Below are 17593 nucleotides of genomic sequence, written 5' to 3' on the forward strand. Positions count from 1 at the left end.
TAGTCAGAATTGTCTATTTTTACTAACAATATCTTTAGACTATCTCTCTAATTTATCACATGGTTAATTATCTATTATTATATCATAGTCCTATCAGAAAAACTTCCTCTCCCTCCCTACTTCAACGCACTTTTGACCTTTTTCTTGGTGATGATGCGGTCGTTTTTGTTGGCTAGGGATTTGAGTCTGGCTTCGAGCAGGATTTTTCTGCCTGCTTCGTTACGGGTGTAGACGAGTTGGTAGTTGCCTATATGTGGTGCGACGGCATTTTGGAAGAGCTGGGCCTCTTCCTTGCGTTTTTCAAAGAGACTAGGAACTACGAAATACTTGGATTGGCCAGCCGGTGCTTTTTGAGCTACTAAGAGGTAGCGTTGATTGTCCACTGGCGCAAAGAATTCTCCTAAGGTCTGAGAAAAGAGTTCCTTGTCTCGCATACTGCCACCCTTAAGATAGGCAAAAACGCAATAGCTATCCTTATCTTCTTCCACCTGCACGCGCGACCGATCATCGGAAAGATGCCCCATCTTTAGCATGGCATTACGAATACCTTCACCCGCCTGCCGTAGGCGTACATAAGGACTCTTGTAAAAGAAATAGCGAATCACGGTGTAGGCTAGAAAGAGGATGCTCAGTCCAAACAACCAGCGAATACTAGTTCCACGGACCCTAAAGATATAAAAGAGGAGATTGAGGGCCGTTAGCATAAAGGAATAACGGAGCCATTTTTCAGCATCAACAAGAGTGAGCAGAGGGATCTGCTTGCGATCTGTTGCTACCTCATTGACAATCTCTAGCTTATCCGCAACTACCAACGCCTCCTGCCATTTTTTGCGAAGGGTGGTACGGTCCTTGGACAATTCCTTGATTTTCTGATTATAGGCTTGAATCTTATTTTTCTTAAAGGGTGGTTTAGGGAAGTCCAAGCGATCCAGACCTGTCTCGATGGTATCCTCCTTATAGGACAAGCCAAGGAAGTGGTCCATACGACGGGCAAGAGTTTGCAGGTCCTGATATGGATTGAGGTCTTGTTCTTCTTGATCCTCCTTAGAAAAGGCTGGATTTTTGTATGGTTTGATAGCTACAAGGTGCCAGATATTGCTGGTCTTATCTGGATGTCCTGGCCAGATACGGATAGCACGGCCTCGCATCTGATTACTGAGCATAAAGCTTCCGACAAAACTTCCTAGGATGAGAGAGTTGACGCAAGGCGCATCCCATCCTTCTCCCAAGAGTGACTTGGTTCCGACCAAGACCTGGATAGAACCACGTTGGAAGAGCTCGGTCACAGCAGCGACCATCCCCTTAAAGCTAGATGGAAATCCTACTTGGAGATAGGCACCTTGGTCGAGTTTTCCGATAGCAGAGAAGCTTAAGCTGGTATTTGGGATGAGGGCTTCGAGTTCTGACTTGACACTAGCCGGTATGATAACGACACTACCTGAAAGGACTGCTATGTGGACAGAAAGGCCTTGTTTTTGCGCACTTCGGCGAATAGTTTCAAAGTATGGGAGGACACCTAATTGCGTGATTGGCGCTTGGTCATCTCCCAGATAACTAGCAAAATCCTTGCGGATATAGTCCGCCAAGACTAACTGTCTCAAGTCCTGACCTAGACTGGCATACTCGGTTTCAAAGATTGAAGCAATACCAGCCAGTTTTCCTAGAGATTGATTGAGGATTTGGTCATTGGCCTTGGATTTTACCAAGAAGACCTGACGTTTTTCAATCAGCCCTCTTGATTTCAATTCGGCTTCTATCTTTTTCTTTGTCTCCTGTGGATCCTCATACCAATCAGGTGTCTGATAGAGGAGGCCTTGCAAGAGGACTTCGAGCCAGTAGTAATTAAGAGCAGGTAAGCCTTCAGCACCTAATAAATCTCGTAAGTGCTTAGGAATTTCTAGCTTTTGAGCCTGTAGATAAATGAGTAGCGCTGAGAGATACTTGGGATCTTCAAGGAGCATATCCGCAGCGATTTCCCCTTTAAGGACCTTGGAAGTCCTAATCAGCTCTTGAAAATCAGGATCAACGACTAGTTGGCTGACATACTGCCACTTGGTATCCTCAAATTCTTCCAGGCGTTTGTCTTCTTCCTTGGTTGGAAAACAGATATAGACAAAGTCCTGATGAGGGCAGAGGGTGTCTTCCTTGACTAGTTCTGGCACTGTGATTTCTTGGTCAATCTCGCCACACATCTGGAGATAGCGATCCCAGAGTTCTGGCTCACTATCATAAGGAGGTGTTGCTGTGAGAGAGATAATTTGCAGTTGTTGGTAATTTTTACGGAAGTCTTCTAGGCTTTTCCACCATTCATTTCTCAAGTGATGGCATTCGTCCAGACAGAGGGTTTTAACACCCCTTTCCTTGAGGCTGGCAATTAGGTCAAAGCCGACAAAGTCTTCAACCTCACCATTATCTTCTTGCGATTGTACTTGTTGCATAGCGCTGTGAAAGGCTTGGTAGGTGGCGATGGTGATTTGCTTCATGTCCTTAAGATTTTGAGACACGAGACTTGTGATCTGGTCCTCATCCTCTAAAAAGGCCTTGCGAATCCTATCCACCCATTGTTCCCGAATGGTAACAGTCGGCACCAAAACCAGAGCTGGCTTATCAAAGCGGGCAATCAACTCGATACCAATGGTTGTTTTCCCAGAACCTGGTGCTGCCACCAAGTGGACATGTCCATCTGCTTGATATTCCTGAAAGTTATCCAAGACCTGTCTTTGGTAGTTGCGCCAAGTGCCATTAAACTTCAATCCTAACATGATTTTCCTCATTCTAAGCTGCCATTTTCTTATTTCCATTTTACCATACTTGAGGCAAAGTCACATGAAGTACCCCATATAGTCTTTCTCCTCAAAATATGGTATAGTAGAATCATACTACTCAAGAGGAGTTTACATGTCACACGATAAACAAATGAAAGCTGTTTCTCCCCTTCTACAGCAAGCAATTAATATTTCTTCCATCATCGGTGGAGTTGGTACTTTGATTTTCTGTATCTGGGCCTATCATGCTGGAGTCTTGCATTCCAAGGAAACCCTATCTTCCTTTATCCAAAAGGCCGGTATCTGGGGCCCACCACTCTTTATCTTTTTACAGATATTGCAGACGGTCGTTCCCATCATTCCTGGTGCTCTAACCTCTGTGGCAGGTGTCTTTATCTACGGGCATATCATAGGCACTATCTACAACTATATTGGTATTGTTATTGGTTGCGCCATTATCTTTTACCTGGTGCGTCTCTACGGAGCACCCTTTGTTCAGTCTGTCGTCAGCAAGCGTACCTATGATAAGTACATCGGTTGGCTAGACAAGGGCAATCGCTTTGATCGATTCTTTATCTTTATGATGATTTGGCCGGTTAGTCCAGCGGACTTTCTCTGTATGCTGGCAGCTCTAACCAAGATGAGCTTCAAACGCTATATGACCATTATCATCCTAACCAAGCCTTTTACTCTAGTTGTTTATACCTATGGCTTGACCTATATCATTGGTTACTTTTGGCAAATGTTCGCCTGATCACTAAAAAAGTTGGGCAAAAACTTAATTTTATACTCAATGAAAATCAAAGAGCAAACTAGGAAACTAGCCGCAGGTTGCTCAAAACACCGTTTTGAGGTTGTGGATAGAACTAACGAAGTCAGTAACACATATACGGCAAGGCGACGTTGACGCAGTTTGAAGAGATTTTCGAAGAGTATTATCAGAAAATGAAAAAAATAAAACGCATAGTATCAAGGTTTTTCAACACCTGATAGTATGCGTTTTCTGATTTTAATAACTTTTTGACCAGCCTCTTTTTGTTAAGCTTCTTTTTTCAATAGGAGAGAAACAAGGACTGATGTCGCAATCACCCATGCTCCTAGAATAATAAAGGTCATTCGACCATCTGTAGTCACCAAGCCAATTCCTGAAAGAACAAATGGTGTTAAGGAGGCACCAAAACTACATCCCAAAACCGCATAGGAAGTTGCTTTGTTGAGAAGCTTTGCTGGGATTCTCTCAGAAATTAACTGAAAGACTGTCGTAAGGGCAATGCTATAGGCAAATCCTCCTAAGACAGAACCTGCAACGACAACCCAGATAGAAGGGGAAAGAGCAATGATGATTTGCCCAATACCAAAGGTTACACCCGCAACCAATAACAATTTTTCCTTAAAGGCAGAGATGAGGAAAGAAAAGCTAATTCCCGCCAGAATCCCAATCAACTGCATGGCACTGAGTACCAGACTAGACAATTGAGCATCTCCAAAGCCTGCCTCAATCATGAGACTAGGAATACGGAAGGTAATAGCTGTATTGGTACATACAATGACTGCAGCACCGATAGCTAGAAAGAAAATCAACTGTTTCATGGAGCGAGTTAGTTTGACTACTTCTTCTGTCTTTTGCTTAGACTCATGAACTTCTGCTTTTCCATAAGGGACAAAGAGAAGGAAGAGTACAAGAACCACTAAACCTGCTGCATAGGCTAGGAAGGTTGCAGTCCATCCAAAGGCCAAGAGTTGACCAACTGCCAGAGTCAAGATAGAAGCTCCCACTACCTCAGCTGACCCACGAAAACCAAGCATCTGGATACGAGTCTTACCATGGTAGCGTTCACTGATGATAGAGATAGCCTTGGCGTTTAGCATCCCCACACCAATTCCAAAAAGAAGACGAGTGGCAAAGACAAAGTAGTATCCCTGATACCAGAAGGGAGCTGTTCCACTGATTGATAAAATCAAAAGTCCCAAAGTCAACTGGAGACGTTCAGGAAAAATCCGTTCTAAAACTCCATTTAAGAGGAGCATGGCCATAATCCCAAAGGATGGAAGGCTGACCAAGAGCTCGACCTGGCCAGTCGAATAGCCCTGATAATAGTCAAACATGGCTGGTAGGGCACTCGATATTGAAAATGATGTGATCAATACTAACGACAGGGAAAGTATACTCACTTTTTCCAAAAATTGTTTCATTTTATCCTCATTCATTATTTATGTTAAGTCAAAAGAGCTAGATATTACTGTAGAGATAAAAGATATCTTTCATCTAGTCCCTATAACTCTTTTAGCAAAAAGGTCCTTTCCTATCATACACTGTTTCCCAAAAATTGGCAAGCAACTGATACTCAATGAAAATCAAAGAGCAAACTAGGAAGCAAGCCGCAGGTTGCTCAAAACACTGTTTTGAGGTTGTGGATAGAACTGACGAAGTCAATAACAAATATACGCCAAGACGAAGCTGACGTGGTTTGAAGAGATTTTTGAAGAGTATGATTTATAAGTTCAACATAAAAAGTAGGGCCATCAGACTCTGCGAAGCCTTGATGGTATCCTACTTTTATAGATTTTAGTAAACTATCTTACTTAGATTTTCAAGAATCGACGCATTGAGATTCCTGAACCAAGTGAACCGATACAGATTCCAATGAGGAACAAAAGACCGATCATCAATGGAATAAAGGTATCTGGAGTAATCAAGGATAGGTTTTGTCCAACCAAAGATGGGTTGACAGATTGGAATACTCGGTTATAGATAAAGTAAACCAAAACTGATGGAAGAGCTGCTCCCAACAAACCAATAAATGCACCTTCTAGCAAGAATGGGCCACGGATGTAGCTGTTTTTAGCACCAACCAAACGCATGATTTGGATTTCACGACTACGTGAAATGATAGTAATACGAATGGTATTTGAGATCAAGAAGACTGCGATAAAGATCAAGAGTCCTGCAATGAACAATCCCCAAACACGGATGAAGGAAGCCAACTTGAAGAGACGCTCCGTATTGGCACCACCGTCTTGAACCTCAGAAACTCCTTCGATTTTCTTAGCTTCTTCAGCGACTGGTTTCACATCACTTGGTGAATTGGTATCGACGATGTAGGCATCATGAAGAGGATTGGCATCTCCTTCAAAAACCTTCCACTCGTCACCCATGGTTTCAGTCAGCTTTTGGTACTGCTCTTCTTTACTTGAGAAAGTTACACTTTTAACAGCTGGCATAGCCTTGAGGGCATCATAAACCTTGTGGTAATCATTGTTTGTAACTGTTTGCCCCTCTTTGACGATGGTTTCACTATTGTCTTCAACGTCTTTACGGACATAAACCATGACGCGGACGTTGTTTTCGATATCCGTTGCCAATTTTGCAGTATTAAAGATAACTGAGGCAAAAATAGCAACCAAGGTCAAGGTAATCATTACTGAACTGACAGCAGCAATGGTCATCCACCCATTACGCTTTAAACTCTTTAAAGCTTCGAATAGGTGGCGGAAAAATCTACTAATCATCGTATCCGTACTCTCCTTTCGCTTCGTCACGAACCACACGACCATTCTCGATGGCAATGACACGGTGGCGCAAGGTATTTACGATTTGGCTATTGTGGGTCGCCATCAAAACAGTCGTACCTTGGAGATTGATGCGCTCCAAGAGGTTCATGATTTCCCATGAGTTATCTGGGTCCAAGTTCCCTGTTGGTTCGTCGGCAATCAATACCTTAGGATTGTTTACGATAGCACGAGCAATGGCGATACGTTGTTGCTCACCACCTGATAATTCATTAGGAAATGAACGAACCTTATGCTTCAAGCCAACAAGATCCAAAACTTCCATAACACGTTTTTTGATATTGCGACGGCTTTCACCGACAACCTCCATTGCGTAAGCAATGTTCTCATAAACAGTTTTCTTTGGCAAGAGTTTGTAATCCTGAAAGACGACGCCTACGTTTCTACGCAAAAGCGGGATATCTCTCTTTTTAATCTTAACAAGATTAAAACCTGCAACCTGCAAACTTCCTTTTTCAACTTTAACTTCACGGTACAAGGCACGGATAAAAGTTGACTTACCTGCACCTGAAGGACCTACGATATAGGCAAACTCTCCTGGTTCAATGTTCACAGAGACGCCACGTAGGGCTGTTGTCCCGTTGTCATACTTTTTGACAACATCTCTCATTTCAATGATCGACATGTGACTTCCTTTCTTTTAACTAATACGCCATTTTAGATAGGCATCGATGAAACCATCTAAGTCCCCATCCATAACCTTATCTACCTGCGCAACTTCAAAACTGGTACGGTGATCTTTCACCATGGTATAAGGGGTGAATACATAGGAGCGAATCTGGCTTCCCCATGTGATTTCTTTCTTATCCCCCTTAAGGGCATCTACCTCAGCAGCTTTCTTTTCCTGCTCCATTTGATAGAGTTTTGCCTGGAGCATCTTCATCGCACGATCACGGTTTCCGTACTGAGTACGGTCAACGGTTGATGCAACGACAATCCCTGTCGGAATGTGGGTCAAACGGACACCTGTTGAAACCTTGTTGACGTTTTGTCCACCTGCTCCACCTGAGCGGAAAGTATCCATCTTGATATCATCTTCTCGGATGTCAACTTCAATAGTATCATCCAACTCTGGCATAACTTCTACAGAAGTAAAGGAGGTGTGACGACGCTTAGCTGAGTCAAATGGCGAGATACGTACCAGACGGTGAACTCCCATCTCTGACTTGAGAAGTCCATAAGCATTTGGCCCTTCAAAAGACAAGGTCACTGACTTAATACCTGCTTCATCACCAGCTTGATAATTCAAGACTTCAACCTTGAAACCTTTGGCGTTACCATAACGAGTATACATACGAAGAAGCATATCGCCCCAGTCTTGGGCTTCTGTTCCACCAGAACCTGGGTGAATCTCTAAAATAGCATTGTTATGATCATAGGGCTCTGACAAGAGCAGAGTCATCTCGTAGCTAGTCATCATCTGATCTAGCTCAGCTAACTTCTCCACCAACTCATCTTTAACAGACTCATCCTCTGCTAAAAAGTCTAGTAAGATTTCAGCTTCATCCTGCAACTCCTCCATCTTATGGAAAGTATTGTAGGTGTTTTTTAGTTCATTTAATTCTTGCGACGTTTTTTGGGCCGCAATATTATCGTTCCAAAAATCAGGTTCTGTCATTTTGTTTTCCAAAATGGCAATTTCTTCTTCTAACCCTTCGAGGTCAAAGAGACCCCCTAAAAGAAGCTAATTTTTCACGATTGGCGTCAATTTTTTGACGAATTTCTGAAATGTCCATATATACTCCTTTTTTGTATCGTTTTATTATACCATAATTTTTCTTATTTATCTAATCGGTGTTTTTTAAAATTTCTTATCACAATATTTCTATTTGAAGACGAGAGGGCTATTCTCAATCATTTAGTGTGTGAGAAATAGAAAACATCTCAGAGCAGATCAAGTTTCTTATCCAAAAAACATTGATCGATTCTCTGAGATGTATATAAATACTATTTTAAAAGAGAAGTATCTGACAGTGCTGAACGTAGCACCTAATCAGCTTTCTAGCAAAGCAACTAAGATCATTCTTTATCTGCCTTCAAAATCGGTTTTGTTTCAGCAGCTTCATCTTTTTCATTGACTTCTGCCGATTTTTCTTCCTTCTCTACTGGCTTATCAGAATCCTTCTTAGGCTCTTCTTGACTTCCCTGAACTTCTACTTTATCAGGATTCAAGCTCCAAATACCATCTTGATTGACCTTGTAACCATCAGGTGTTGTTCCATTTCTAAATAAGGAACCATAACTCCACTAATCGCAATTGATTTCAATACATTTACACTTACTTTCGATAAGCCTTTATGCTATGGCTATACCACTCCTGCATTTCTTTTGATGGTGGAGTCATGTAATCTCCATACATTTGTGTAAGAAAAACATCATAGTTTTTAGGAATGGGCAACATTCTTCCTTCAAACTCGGTTAAAATCAGTTCCTTACAAGCATCTATTGGAAAAACACCTTTCATTCCCTCTTTGTCAACTCCGATAGGCCCTTCATAGAGTGGTTGATCTGTCACACTATTTTTAACTAACTCATCTATTTTCTTATAGAAATATCTCGGATTAACCAGTCTGAGAGGATACCAAGTACACAAGCGAAGGAAATCTTTTAATTTGCTATCTCCGTGAACCGCACGTTCTTTTTTGATATAGGCAAGCTGACGCAAGGCAACATATTTATAACTCTTATCAACGATGCTCAAATCTGAAAATTGGTCAATTGGGAAGACATCAATGAACAAACTTGTATCATGGCGCTTGTATTTTACATTATCTTCAATAACTGTTGATGTATCTAAAATAGCTGCAAAATTATGGAAATACCATGAAGAGGTATCGTAAGAAAGAACACGATATACAGGATGGTTATCCTCCTCAATCGCTTTTAATAGACGGTTATAGTCTTTTCTATACAGTGAGATATCGATATCATCATCCCAAGGAATCATTCCCTTATGGCGAACAGCTCCCAGCATGGTTCCATAGCTGAGGAAATAAGAAATATCATTTTTCTTACAAATTTCATCAACATAGTCCAAAATACCTAGTTGAATTTCTTTAATCTCATTTTTTTCTAAGTACTGCATTTAATCCTCCAATTTATAGGCTTCAAATTCGTGACTATAAAACTGTTTTTCTTTTGGTGGGAGAGTCATATAATCACCATAATATTGTTTTAAGACAGCATCAAATTGCTTGGGAGCTGGAAGAAGAAGATTTTCAAAAGGTATTTCAATCAGTTCATCAAACAAATCACTTGGAAAAACTTCCTTTTCCTTAGCTTTTGATGGTATAAAAGCTAGGTGTTTCCCATCTTCTACCCTATATTTTTTAATTTGCTTTTCGATTTGATTCGCGAAAAATCGCGGAGAAATAGGACGAAAGATAAACCAGAAGAAGGAACGAATTAAGTCTTTTAACTTACTATCCCCATAAACAATATTCTTATGCTTACTGAAGGACAATAACTTAAAGCTTTCCAACTTATAGCAAACATCGATAACCTTAGTATCGTTGAAAGAATCCATTGGAAAAATATCAATGAAAATTCCAGAATCATAAGTCTTTGTATTTCGTGTATCCACTATTCTCGTTGTCGGATCTACAACCTTTATAAAATTATTATAGTAGTGGTCATCAGTTTCCAAAGCTAAAATCTTATATTTAGATTGTTCTTGTTGAAATAACTGGATAAAACATTCGTAGTTTTCACGGGTCATAGAGAGGTCTATATCATCATCCCAGGGGATAAAACCCTTGTGACGAATAGCTCCAATCAAGGTACCATAATTGATAAAATAATCAATATCATGCTTCTTACAAAACGAGTCAATAAAAGCTAAAATATCAAGTTCAATCTGCTTAGCTTCTTCAATGCTTAATCTTCTCATCTAATCCTCCTAAGATTTTTTTATACGTTTTTTGAGAGAAATAAAATATCCTAAAAATTCATAAAAGATACTATCTTTGGTCCAAACCAGTAAACCAATATAGCTAAAAGCTGATAAGACCATGATGATCAACATATTGACCAAGAAAGGTAGGTTGATAACCATTTTGACCGGATAAACAAAATTGACTAAAAAGTAGATCGGAACAAATGTCAATGCGAAAAGTGAATACCGCACCGTATATTTGAAGATATTTCCTAGGTTAATGAGCTTGGTCTTATGAATAAAGATAACATAAAGTATTAGTAGAAAACTTTCTGATATCATAGTTGTAATTAGATAATACTCGGGTGTAATGACGTTTTTTAAATAGAGTAGACTATCCAGAACTAGATTCAATCCACCAGCAAATAGGGTATAGACTGTAATTCTTTTTTCAAATCCATTTGTAAAGAGAATTTGAGATCCTAAAATAGTTTCTAAAGCAAGAATAATGGTACGAAATGCAAAGAGGGAGGTCAAGATTCCACCACCAATATATTTCTCACTACCATACAGAAGAATTGCATAAGGCCCTAAAATCATCAATCCAAAACTAAGTGGAATAATGAAGAAGTTGAAAATGCGACTTCCTCGATTTACCAAATTTACATACTCTTCTTTTTTTCCAATACCTAGATAGTAGCTTAAGCGAGGAACACTGACTCCAATCGCACCCGTAACAACACCTGCGATAACAGTTACAATCCGTTGTGCCATCGTATAGTAACTGACATTTACATCAACTCCAGTTTTTACCAAAAAAAGACGATCCAGGAAGGTAAATAACATATTGGCATTGGCAAAGATCAGCATGGCTGTCAAAGGTAGGAAAAGAGGTTTAAATTCTTCTAATGTAACCTTAACAAACTGGATATCTCTTTTAATCCAAAAATAACTAATGAGATAATTGATGAGAGTTGAAAGACTCATAATCAATGTATAGGCAACAATATCATGCTCATTTTTCACAAATAAAAAGATGGATACCAGCATGAGAATACGGATGAAGGCTGTTTTATAAAATAAAAAGCTATAATTCTCAAGCGCTTCATTCACCCATTCAATTGAGAAGATTTGTGCAATCAGTTGGACTCCCATTACTAAAAAGATCTTTTTGATGACAGGATTACTATTAAAGAATAAGGGATAGGAGAAAAGATATACGATACTTGTAATAATCGTACAAGCTACACACAAATAAAAAAGACTTGAAAAGACTTTATTTAATTCCTTCTTATTATCTTTGACATTACTAATAGCTCGAAGTCCGTAATTATAGACTCCATAGGTTGCAAAGGGCAAGAAAAAAGACAGAATGGTATCAACAGAGTTGAAATAACCAAAGTCTGTTCGATCTAGAACACGTGCTACATAGGTACCAGTCAATATTGGAAAAATTATATTTAAAACACGGATTCCCATATAAGCCAGGGCATTTAATTTTATACTTTTCATTCAATTTACCTCGTCGATTTATTATATCATAAAGTTAGTAAAAAAAAACTATTTGACTGGGAAATCTGTTCCTCAAGTCATGTTTACCTTATCTCTGACGAAATCTTATCCAAATTCTCTAGAAGTCTTTTCTACATCATTCTTTTAAATCTGAATTTTTCCCAAAAACAAAGGAGGACCATTCGAGTCCTCCTTTGTCTTAGATGATTTTTAATTCTTTATGTAAATCAAATCATTAGAGTGCAAAAGTAATCACACCTAAAACTGAACGGTTTAGATTTCTCACTTCTTGCATACTTTCTTCAAATTTCTTATAGCGAGTAACACCATATTCTTCTACGAAAAGTACATTCTCAAATGCTAAAAGATCTTTGACATTTTGCAAGTTAACAAACTGAACACCCTCAAGATTCAATTTGTATTCTGCTTGTAATTTATTCAAAATACGATTATCTGAACTTACGATTGCTAGTGGTTGACCTTGACACTTGTAACTCAATAGTTCAGAAAGATTTTCAAGAGTTGTAATAGTTGAAACGAAGTCTACTTGATAAGCAGAGAAATCGCCTGCACGATTAATAGTTGGGTTGAAGAGGTAAACTAGAACATTCGCCATGATCACTAGGATGACACAGAGAATACCAATAATCACTAAGCGCAAGATCAAATTTTTCAAGTTAAAGCCAAGAGCAACTTCTCCATTCGGAGTCAATTCTTTAGAGTTAACTGTTTCAAGTTTTTCAATCTTAACGTCTGTATAGGTAGACTTGAACTTGTCAATCAATGAATCAAATTTGCTTTCAAGGAAATCATTTACTTCCTTACTTGGAGTTAAAATTTTAACAGTTACACCTGCATCATCAATCAATGGGTTAATCGTTAATTTTTTTGTCCAATAGTCACTTGCAGAATTCTTCAATGCTGTTTCTGTTGTATCTAAATCTTTAGCGATTTCTTTCATTTTATCAGAATCAACATCATTGAAAAGAAAGGCACCGTTTAGATTACCATCAATTAGTTTTGCATAGAAGTCACTATAACCACCAACTTGATGATTCAAAATTGTTTTTGATGATGTTTCTGGAGCAGTTATCTTATAGGTGATATAAGTAGAATAACTAGTAGAATCTTTGACTGTATTTTTATTTTTAACAGCTTTTAAAGTAAATGGTACAGCTATGAGAGCAAATAAGGCTAGTAAAGCTAGCAAATTCACTTTACGTTTTTTATAAAGATTTGCGAACAAATCAGCTACAGAATAATGTTCAAACATGTATTTCCCCTTTTTTGATTAAGTGATGATTTTCTTTTGTAAGCATTTTTGCCACGAAAATGATAATAAGAACAATTCCCCAGAATTGCATTGTAAAAAGATTAAAGAAACTCTCTGAAAAGCTACTTCTAGGCATAAAGAATAAATTATTCAAGATTAGCAAAGATAATGCAAATAAGATTGTTCTTGAGCGATAAGCTACTTGCAGCATAGCTATAAAGAGCATACCAAGTAAGATACTTAGTAGAAATAATCCCAACATACCATAATCAGTATACAATTCCATGATATAACTACTTCCAATACCATGGCCTCTTAAATATTCTTTATTTAGAACAAGATAAGATAAATTGTGGGCATAACTATTACTATCGATCGCTAGTTCAATACTATTTGTCGTATGTTCAAATGGTTTGGCGCCAAATATGATTCCGATACTACCTCTCGCAAAATAGTCAACAACCGGACCAAAAGTGAAATTTCGGAAGTCTCTATACGGAAGACTACTATTGTACAAGAATCCTCTCGCTAAAACTCCAAAACTAGTTCCTTGTTTATAAATGAAATCGAGTAATAAATCAAAAACTCCACTATGAGATACTTGGGCGTTATCACGAACATAGTTTAGTGCTCCCATCGCAAGCATGAGAACAGGTGTTCCAAGATAAATAGCCAATTTTTCTTTGAAACCAATCCATTTCCCTTTCTCCGTTTGTTCACGCATAAAGTAGTAAACAAAGGCAAAAATCAAACTTAGAATAAAGGGATTTCTGGTACCAATTACTAAGTGAATCAAGTTAGCCGCGATATAGGCAACTAAAACCATTGTCGCATGTGACTTTTTAGGTTTGGTTGCTAAGTAAACACACATGGCATAAACCGTGAAAGTCGATAAGATATAGGTAAAGTAAGGCAATTGACTTTCAAAATTTGCATAATAATTGTAATAAGAAGTTTGCAAACGGTATAGCAAACGCTCAAATAGTCTAAGGAAATAAAATGGATAGGTGAGTAGAAATACACTCAATGACACAAAACGTAATTTTTTTATATAATTGACATTCACTGTTTTTTCTACTTTTACAGGAGCTTTGCTTTTTCGAACAAGATAATAATTGGCTATAAAACCACCTATTGTCAGTCCTAAAATAGAAACAATGACAACTAGGAAAGCAAATCGATAAGCAATTGGTTGGTAGGTGTCTAGCGCTCCATCTCTAAAATAATCAATGGTGGGTCTGGATACCAAAAATATAAAAATTGTGATAAAGAATATAAAGTGAATCAAATAGTATTTGATATTATTCCAGCAAAGTAGCAGACTGCTAATTAAGAGCAAAAGCAAAGTTGTCAGAAGTCCTACGTTATTACTGGTAAACAAATAAGTGATTCCGCTTATTATGGTTACGATATAGCTTAGAATCGTAACCGTTAGCAACATTCGTTTGCCATCAACCATCTCAGCCCTCCTTTTCTAATTAATTTTTTTCGATTGCTCAATATTTTTAAACAATAATATTCTATACAATCTTACATTTACAAATAAGGCTAAAGCACTAATACGTCTTCCTTTCCTAAAAATGGTATTTTTGAAAATAGCAAAGGCATGTTTTTTCAAGTAGCCATAAATCCTTGGATAGTCTTTAAACTCTTTGAAATTATCATCTAGAAGCATTTTATCCAAGATAAAGAAATGTGCATATGCCAGTCTAAAGAAAGCTACTTCTGTTAAGTTTGGATATTCCTTGACGACTTCAGTATAAAATTTTTGATAAATATCAATGTAAGCTAAGTCTTTTTCCGCATATGGTTTGGTAGTAATACTATCTCCTCGGTGGAAATAATAATAGTACGGTTTGGTATTCACAACATACTTTTTAGCTACTTTAATGAGATCAAAATGATAATAGGCATCTTCATAAATCAAGCCTTTTGGAAAAGTTAACTGTGCTGCAATCTCCTTTTTGATGAGTTTGTTACAAATAGTACCAGGTATTTTCTCACCAATTAAATATTCTCTAAGGAATGTTTCGGTATCGCATATAAAATAATCATCCTGATTTTCAGTCTGCGGACTCTCACTATTGGCATAGACATTCATAACCCCACAGCTGGAAACATCCGCATCTTCATTGACTAATTGTTGGTATAAGCTAGCAATCATTTCAGGATGTAAATAATCATCCGAATCTATAAAAATAACATAGTCTCCGTGGGCTTGCTTCAATCCATCATTTCGAGCTTGAGACAAGCCTTCGTTTTCCTTGTGATAAACCAAAACTCGTTCATCTTGTTCAGCAATTTGTTCACACAAGCGACCACTTTCATCTGTCGCCCCATCATCAACGAGAATGATTTCGAGGTTTTGATAGGTTTGTTGCTGAATGGATGCTATGGATTTTTCAAGGTATTGCGCCACATTATAGACTGGAACAATGACACTAATTAATGCAGTTTCCATGCTACTCCTCTATTAGTTTTTCTACTTGTTCAATTTGTTTAGCAATCGTAAATTGTTGAATAAATTGGCTAGACTCATTAACATCAAAGCTTGATGCAACTGTCATGTAGTTTTCAATTGCTTGAGCTGCTTCTTGATTGCTTTTAATGATTTTACCAAATCGTCCTTCCTGAGATAATTCCTCTGCTCCCCCAACTTCAGTAGATACAAAGGGAACTCCCAGACTCAAGGCCTCAACATAGACTCCAGGAAAACCTTCCTGTTTGGACATGGATAAAAGAACTTTCATCTTAGAAAGATACTGATACGGATTCTTTTGATACCCAAGGAAATGAACGTAATCCTCAAGTTGATACTCTTTGACTCGTTTTTTCAGTTCCTCTTCCATATCACCAGCCCCTATAAAGTAGTGATGGTATTTCTTGCCTTGCTGGTGCAACAGTCGTATAACTTCTAATACTCGGTCAGAACCTTTATTTTCTTCAATACGTCCAATAGTACAGATGCTCTGAGGAGCTATCTCAATAGCCACCTTCTCTTTTGATTTTTCCAAAATGCTTTCAAAATCATAACCATTATAGACTGTTACTAATTTCTGTGAGTAATCTGGATAAACTTCTTTGATAGAATTGCTGGTTTTTTTTGAAATTCCCACTATCCTATCAGCAGCATCCAATTGTCGTCTATGAGAATCACGCTTCGAACTATCTGTTAAAAATTCTTCAATACTTCCATGAATCCAAGAAATCTTCTTCACTTCCTTGCGTTTAGAAAATAAAAGAGGAGGATTCATAATGGTAAAGGAAACCTCTACATCATATTGATCTTTTACAAGTAAACGTCTGGTGAGTCTTGGAAAATAAATTCTTAATCTCCACAAAAGCGCTCTTAGCCATCTTGGTTGACGATAGTCTTGTAAGGATTTTAAAATTCTCACATTTTCAGGTACTGGTTCGTATCCTTTATCAAAATGTTCCATTTCGAGGATATCAATATCATACTTTTCCGGATCCAAGTTTGAAACAATCGTAGAAAGGATTTTTTCTGCGCCTCCGCCTAGAGAGAAGGACCACATAAAAAATAAAATTTTCTTCTTATCCACCATATTCTCCCTTATATTCAGTGTAACTCTTATCCATATCTGCTATAAGGGCATCGTGGTGAGGCACTTGCTTGTCAGCTGGTGGTGGTGTCATGTAATCACCAAAAGCTGTACTGAGATAGGCATCATAACCAACTGGAATAGGCATTTCTGTTCCTTCGAATGGCAGGAAAATGTTGTCTTCAAAGGCTTGAATTGGATATTTCTTCTTCATGTAGCCTGGACCTGAACATAATTCTGTGATGCCATCACTTTCAGCTGGTCCATATTTGGTCATTTCTTTCTCAGCCTTTTTCCAGATACGATAACGAAGGGCTTTAGGGGTTAATCCTAATAAAATCGTACTGCCCCATTTCATGAGAGCTCCATGATTTTCTGGAATGGTTTGGGCACAAAAGAGAGAATAAATCAAAGCCCAACGTACCTGTTTCTTACGTTCTGCTGGGTTTTTAGGATAGTAGTCCAAGGGAAGAACATCCAGAGCCAATCCATGTGGCAAATCCAAATCTTGTTGGTAAGGCTTGATGCAAGTTGTTTCCTTGTCTCGAATAGTGATAAAGAGGTTGCGGTCAACAAAGTCTCTATCACTTTTTGATAGGAAGTAACGCTCATCCGCATAACGAGGCCATAATTCTGCTAATTTTTCATAATCCTTGCGGGGCATAAAGAAGTCTAAATCATCATCCCAAGGGATAAAACCTTTATTTCGTAAAGTTCCAATAGCTCCTCCACCACACAAATAACAGAGTAAATCGTGTTCTTTACAAAAGGCGACAAAATATTCAGCCATCTCTAGGCTACGAGCTTGAATTGCCTTTAAATCACTCATCTTATTCTCTTCCTCTTCTATAGAATACATTGTTTTATTATACCATAAAAATGGGCAAAAAATCCATTTGATTATAGAAAAATCATAACCACCCGTCAAACGGGTGGTTTGTACCAGGGCTATAAGCCCAAATTACCAGCCAGCGCCTAAAGACGCTGGCTTTCACGTTGTTCAAGCCTTATTGCTCTTGACTCGTCACTTGCCTCT

The 17593-nt window shown here is 38.3% G+C and carries 15 protein-coding genes; 1 reads left to right on the top strand and 14 read right to left on the bottom strand.

The features are described 5' to 3' along the window. Window positions 1-116: 116 nt before the first annotated feature. Window positions 117-2762 carry a DEAD/DEAH box helicase family protein gene (locus QM460_RS04475; protein ID WP_414289356.1) on the bottom strand — a complete coding sequence of 882 codons (2646 nt, stop codon included), beginning with the start codon at window positions 2760-2762 and terminating at the stop codon, window positions 117-119. Between the two features lie 136 nt (window positions 2763-2898). On the opposite strand from QM460_RS04475, the gene QM460_RS04480 reads away from it, so the two are divergent. Continuing rightward, window positions 2899-3519: a TVP38/TMEM64 family protein gene (locus tag QM460_RS04480; protein ID WP_414289357.1), complete on the top strand. Its 621-nt coding sequence runs from the start codon at window positions 2899-2901 to the stop codon at window positions 3517-3519. Window positions 3520-3803: 284 nt separating this feature from the next. Here QM460_RS04480 and QM460_RS04485 read toward each other — a convergent pair whose 3' ends face one another. The 13 genes from QM460_RS04485 to QM460_RS04545 all read right to left on the bottom strand — a co-directional run bounded on the left by QM460_RS04485 (window position 3804) and on the right by QM460_RS04545 (window position 17386). Next, complete coding sequence (locus tag QM460_RS04485; protein WP_414289358.1) at window positions 3804-4958, bottom strand: MFS transporter; 1155 nt, start codon at window positions 4956-4958, stop codon at window positions 3804-3806. Window positions 4959-5348: 390 nt separating this feature from the next. Further along, a complete protein-coding gene (gene ftsX, locus QM460_RS04490) occupies window positions 5349-6275 on the bottom strand; it encodes a permease-like cell division protein FtsX (RefSeq protein WP_049504537.1) in 927 nt (308 codons plus the stop codon). Continuing rightward, window positions 6268-6960 carry a cell division ATP-binding protein FtsE gene (gene ftsE / locus QM460_RS04495; protein ID WP_000022259.1) on the bottom strand — a complete coding sequence of 231 codons (693 nt, stop codon included), beginning with the start codon at window positions 6958-6960 and terminating at the stop codon, window positions 6268-6270. The genes ftsX and ftsE overlap by 8 nt, the downstream gene beginning before the upstream one ends. Window positions 6961-6975: 15 nt before the next feature. Next, a protein-coding gene (gene prfB, locus QM460_RS04500) for a peptide chain release factor 2 (protein WP_142322039.1) occupies window positions 6976-8071 on the bottom strand; the annotation gives its coding sequence in 2 pieces (ribosomal slippage) (window positions 6976-7998 and window positions 8000-8071; 1095 coding nt in all). A 283-nt stretch (window positions 8072-8354) separates the two neighbouring features. Continuing rightward, entirely contained in the window at window positions 8355-8507 is a 153-nt protein-coding gene (locus QM460_RS04505) for a hypothetical protein (protein ID WP_373094467.1), read from the bottom strand. A gap of 106 nt (window positions 8508-8613) precedes the next feature. After that, a complete protein-coding gene (locus QM460_RS04510) occupies window positions 8614-9420 on the bottom strand; it encodes a LicD family protein (RefSeq protein WP_414289359.1) in 807 nt (268 codons plus the stop codon). After that, window positions 9421-10224, bottom strand: a complete 804-nt coding sequence (locus QM460_RS04515; RefSeq protein ID WP_414289360.1) for a LicD family protein — start codon at window positions 10222-10224, stop codon at window positions 9421-9423. It abuts the gene before it with no gap. A gap of 9 nt (window positions 10225-10233) precedes the next feature. After that, a complete protein-coding gene (locus QM460_RS04520; RefSeq protein WP_414289361.1) occupies window positions 10234-11721 on the bottom strand; it encodes an oligosaccharide flippase family protein in 1488 nt (495 codons plus the stop codon). A gap of 235 nt (window positions 11722-11956) precedes the next feature. Continuing rightward, window positions 11957-12994, bottom strand: a complete 1038-nt coding sequence (locus QM460_RS04525) for a prephenate dehydratase (RefSeq protein ID WP_373094470.1) — start codon at window positions 12992-12994, stop codon at window positions 11957-11959. Beyond that, window positions 12987-14453 carry an O-antigen polysaccharide polymerase Wzy family protein gene (locus QM460_RS04530; protein ID WP_049504778.1) on the bottom strand — a complete coding sequence of 489 codons (1467 nt, stop codon included), beginning with the start codon at window positions 14451-14453 and terminating at the stop codon, window positions 12987-12989. Before QM460_RS04530 ends, QM460_RS04525 begins: the two co-directional genes overlap by 8 nt. Before the next feature lie 15 nt (window positions 14454-14468). Further along, on the bottom strand, window positions 14469-15455 hold the full coding sequence (locus QM460_RS04535; protein WP_414289362.1) for a glycosyltransferase family 2 protein: 987 nt from the start codon (window positions 15453-15455) through the stop codon (window positions 14469-14471). Between the two features lies 1 nt (window position 15456). Continuing rightward, a complete protein-coding gene (locus tag QM460_RS04540; protein WP_414289363.1) occupies window positions 15457-16560 on the bottom strand; it encodes a glycosyltransferase in 1104 nt (367 codons plus the stop codon). Then, window positions 16550-17386 carry a LicD family protein gene (locus tag QM460_RS04545; RefSeq protein WP_414289364.1) on the bottom strand — a complete coding sequence of 279 codons (837 nt, stop codon included), beginning with the start codon at window positions 17384-17386 and terminating at the stop codon, window positions 16550-16552. The genes QM460_RS04540 and QM460_RS04545 overlap by 11 nt, the downstream gene beginning before the upstream one ends. Window positions 17387-17593: the final 207 nt, after the last annotated feature.

This window comes from Streptococcus infantis (assembly GCF_047464415.1).
GTDB classification, from domain to species: Bacteria; Bacillota; Bacilli; order Lactobacillales; family Streptococcaceae; genus Streptococcus; species Streptococcus infantis_AE.

Bases quoted from the DNA above. Each gene is read 5' to 3' on its own strand.
- QM460_RS04480 (WP_414289357.1), top strand. From the start codon at position 2,899: ATGTCACACGATAAACAAATGAAAGCTGTTTCTCCCCTTCTACAGCAA.
- QM460_RS04530 (WP_049504778.1), bottom strand. From the start codon at position 14,453: ATGGTTGATGGCAAACGAATGTTGCTAACGGTTACGATTCTAAGCTAT.
- QM460_RS04510 (WP_414289359.1), bottom strand. From the start codon at position 9,420: ATGCAGTACTTAGAAAAAAATGAGATTAAAGAAATTCAACTAGGTATT.
- QM460_RS04515 (WP_414289360.1), bottom strand. From the start codon at position 10,224: ATGAGAAGATTAAGCATTGAAGAAGCTAAGCAGATTGAACTTGATATT.
- QM460_RS04520 (WP_414289361.1), bottom strand. From the start codon at position 11,721: ATGAAAAGTATAAAATTAAATGCCCTGGCTTATATGGGAATCCGTGTT.
- ftsE (WP_000022259.1), bottom strand. From the start codon at position 6,960: ATGTCGATCATTGAAATGAGAGATGTTGTCAAAAAGTATGACAACGGG.
- ftsX (WP_049504537.1), bottom strand. From the start codon at position 6,275: ATGATTAGTAGATTTTTCCGCCACCTATTCGAAGCTTTAAAGAGTTTA.
- QM460_RS04535 (WP_414289362.1), bottom strand. From the start codon at position 15,455: ATGGAAACTGCATTAATTAGTGTCATTGTTCCAGTCTATAATGTGGCG.
- QM460_RS04475 (WP_414289356.1), bottom strand. From the start codon at position 2,762: ATGTTAGGATTGAAGTTTAATGGCACTTGGCGCAACTACCAAAGACAG.
- QM460_RS04485 (WP_414289358.1), bottom strand. From the start codon at position 4,958: ATGAAACAATTTTTGGAAAAAGTGAGTATACTTTCCCTGTCGTTAGTA.
- QM460_RS04545 (WP_414289364.1), bottom strand. From the start codon at position 17,386: ATGAGTGATTTAAAGGCAATTCAAGCTCGTAGCCTAGAGATGGCTGAA.
- QM460_RS04540 (WP_414289363.1), bottom strand. From the start codon at position 16,560: ATGGTGGATAAGAAGAAAATTTTATTTTTTATGTGGTCCTTCTCTCTA.
- QM460_RS04525 (WP_373094470.1), bottom strand. From the start codon at position 12,994: ATGTTTGAACATTATTCTGTAGCTGATTTGTTCGCAAATCTTTATAAA.